At 67.3% G+C, this 3,180-nt stretch carries 3 protein-coding genes; all 3 read left to right on the top strand.

The features are described from left to right. A partial coding sequence (locus tag JNK68_15180) for a hypothetical protein (GenBank protein MBL8541687.1) occupies positions 1-172 on the top strand: 172 nt, incomplete at its 5' end. Positions 173-282: 110 nt separating this feature from the next. After that, the gene (locus JNK68_15175) at positions 283-1,416 is read left to right on the top strand and encodes a glycosyltransferase family 4 protein (GenBank protein ID MBL8541686.1); all 1,134 of its coding nucleotides are present in this window, start codon (positions 283-285) and stop codon (positions 1,414-1,416) included. A gap of 34 nt (positions 1,417-1,450) precedes the next feature. Beyond that, positions 1,451-3,180: hypothetical protein (locus JNK68_15170; protein MBL8541685.1), on the top strand; the 1,730-nt coding region annotated here is incomplete at its 3' end.

Genomic DNA, 3,180 nt, shown 5'->3' with positions numbered 1-3,180 from the left:
CGTGCGCAAGATCCGCCAGAATCTCTTCTTTGCGTTCGTCTACAACATCCTCGGCATTCCGCTCGCCGCGCTGGGTTTCCTGAATCCGGTGATCGCGGGCGCCGCCATGGCGTTGAGCTCGGTGTCGGTGGTGACGAACTCCCTGTCGCTGCGGCGGTGGACGCCGCATTGAACGCGAGCTCACGCAGACAGCGGGAATCCGCGGCGCGGCCGGCGCTTGCGGCGGACGTCGTCGATCGGCCGCGCCCTGGTCCGTCGGCGTTGCACGCGACGGATGCCGTGTTGCCGCGCAGGACGACCCGGCAAACGGCCGTGCTGCTGGGTCCGGCGCTCGATGCCGTCGCCGGTGTGAGCACCCATCTCAATCAGCTCCTCGACTCACGCCTGAAGGACCACTTTCTCCTTCGCTACTTTCAGGTCGGCAGCGCGGGGCGCAACGAAAACGGCTTCGCCAGGCTGTGCCGCCTGTTCGTCTCGCCGTGGCAACTGCTGTCGCTGCTGCGCACTGAACGGCCGGCTCTCGTGCACATCAACACGTCGATGGACGCGAAGGGCTTCTGGCGCGATCTTGTCTATCTGCTGGTCGCCCGCAGCTGTGGCTGCAAGGTCGTCTATCAGGTGCACGGCGGCGCGCTGCCGCGCGAGTTCGCCGCCGGCAACCGGCTGCTCGAAACAATCCTGCGGCGCACGCTGTCGCTCGCCGATGCAATCGTCCTGCTCGGCGAATTCCAGAGAAAGGCATACGGCGATTTCGTGCCCGGACTTCCGCTGCACGTCGCGGCCAACGCCATCGATGTCGCATCGCTCGCCGCGCCGGCGCGCACGTCGCCGCCGGGACAGCCCTTGAGGCTCGTCTTCATGGGTCGACTGGTGCGCGAGAAAGGCGTCTACGAGATCATCGAAGCGGTAGCCTCGCTGCTGCGACAGGGAATCGATCTGACGCTCACCATCGCTGGAGTCGGCCCTGAACGGGAACGCCTTGCCCGGCGTGTGGATGCGCTGGGACTTCGCAACGCGGTCGTCTTCAAAGGCGCGGTATTCGGCGCGGCGAAGCGCGCGCTCTGGCTCGACTCCGATGTCTTCGTGCTGCCCACCTTCCATCGCGAGGGTCTCCCCTACGCGGTGCTGGAAAGCATGGCTGCCGGCGCAGTTCCCATAACCTGCGCGGTCGGCGCGATTCCCGACGTCGTCGAGCACGGCAAACAGGGGCTGCTCGTGGAGCCGGAGGATCCGCAGGGGCTCGCCGCCGCGATCAGGCGCCTGCACGAAGATCGCGGCATCCTCACGCGAATGGCGGACGAGGCACGCCGGACGGTGTCGGCGCATCACGGCTTGGCGGAGTTCGGCGATCGCTTCGTCGAAATCTATACACGCCTCACACACGAGCCCCACGACAAGTCGCCGCTGCACGCATAGACTGACGTGCGCCTTCGCCACCTGCAACGACGCCGTGCCCTCCTTTCCCCACCGCATCGAGAGCCCATCCGGACTCGCGCTCGAATTCAATGCCAACGGCTCGCTGCGCCGCATCGATCATGGCGACATCATCCTCAACCTGTTTCCAGGCAACGAGGTCGAAGGCGGACCGGCGAACATCTACCTGCGCCGGCTCGGCGACAGCGTCGATGCAGTGCCGCTGCTCGGTCCGCGCAGCCCGGCGCGCGTCGCATTCGGGAGCGACCGGTTTACGCTGAGCGGCGAGTGGCAGGGCATCCGCTTCGCGGTGGTTCTGCTCCTGGCGGACTCGGCTCCTGCGTGGTTCTGGCATGTGAGACTGGAAAACACGCGCCCCGAAGCCGTGACGGTCGACCTCATCCACACGCAGGACATCGGCCTCGCGCAGTACGGCGCCGTGCGGCTGAACGAGTATTACGTGAGCCAGTATGTCGACCACACGCCGCTCGTCCATCCCGATCGCGGCTGGGTGGTGGCGTCGCGGCAGAACCAGCCGATGGGCGACCGTCACCCCTGGTGCATGATCGGGGCGCTGGGGCGCGGGGCAAGCTTTGCCACCGACGCATTGCAGGTGCATGGTCTCGCCAATCGCGCAGGCCGGCTGCCGGCGGCCGTGGTCGAAGGTCTGCCGGGCGCGCGTCTCCAGCACGAGCACGCCATGGCGGCGATACAGGACGCGACGCTGTCAATCGAGCCCGGCGCGTTCGCGGTGCGCGGCTTCTTCGGTCGATTCGTCCCGGATCATCCCGCAGCCAGCGCGCCCGCCGATCTCGCCGTCGTCGACGTTGTCCTTGCCCTGCCAGAAGCCCGCTGGCCCGCCGCGTCGTCTACTGCCACCGGAGAAGCCTTCACGCCACCGACGAGTCTCTTCAGCGCGGCACCGCTGCTGCAGGCGCTCGATCTCGCGGAAACCGAGATCGACGGGATCTTCGGCGTCGAGCGCCGGTTTAAGGAGCGCGACGCCGATGGCCGGCTGCTGTCGTTCTTCACGGGCCACCGCCAGCACGTCGTCCTGCGAGCCAAGGAACTGCAGGTGCTGCGTCCACACGGCCAGATTCTGCGCTCGGGCGCCGGGCTCACACCGGAGGACGCCGGGCTCACGTCCACCGTCTGGATGACAGGCGTGTTCCACTCGATGGTGACGCAGGGTCACGTCAGCATCAATCGCTTCCTCTCCACCACCCACAGTTACCTCGGCCTCTTCCGTTCGCACGGGCAGCGGCTGTTCGTGGAACTGCGCGAGGGCTGGACGCTGCTGGACGTGCCTTCCGCGTTCGAAATGACGCCGGATGCGGCGCGCTGGATCTACCGGCATGCGGAGGGGATGATCGAGGTGCGATCGCGCGCGCTGACGGAACAGCACGAGCTCACGCTGGAAGTGAATGTGCTCGCGGGACCGCCCGCGCGCTTCCTGCTCTCACACCACGTGGCGCTGAATGGCGACGACGGCGCAGATGCGATACCGGCGCGCGCCGATGCCGCCGGCAAGGGCGTCTTCGTACGTGCGCTTCCCGACTCGGATGCCGGTCGCCGCTATCCCGACGGCGGCTTCCTGCTCCAGCCCTGGCCCGACACCGTCGTCGAGCGCAGCGGCGGTGACGAACTGCTGTTTGCAGATAGGGCGAGTCGCCAGCAACCGTTCCTGTTCGTCGTGACCGCTCCTGCGCAGACCGTCGGCTTCTCCGTGCGCGGCGTCCTCGGCTCGCGAACGGCCGAAGATCTCCC

The organism is Betaproteobacteria bacterium (genome assembly GCA_016791345.1).
In the GTDB taxonomy this organism is placed as follows: Bacteria; Pseudomonadota; Gammaproteobacteria; order Burkholderiales; family JAEUMW01; genus JAEUMW01.
This window is presented reverse-complemented; position numbering and strand designations above follow the sequence as displayed.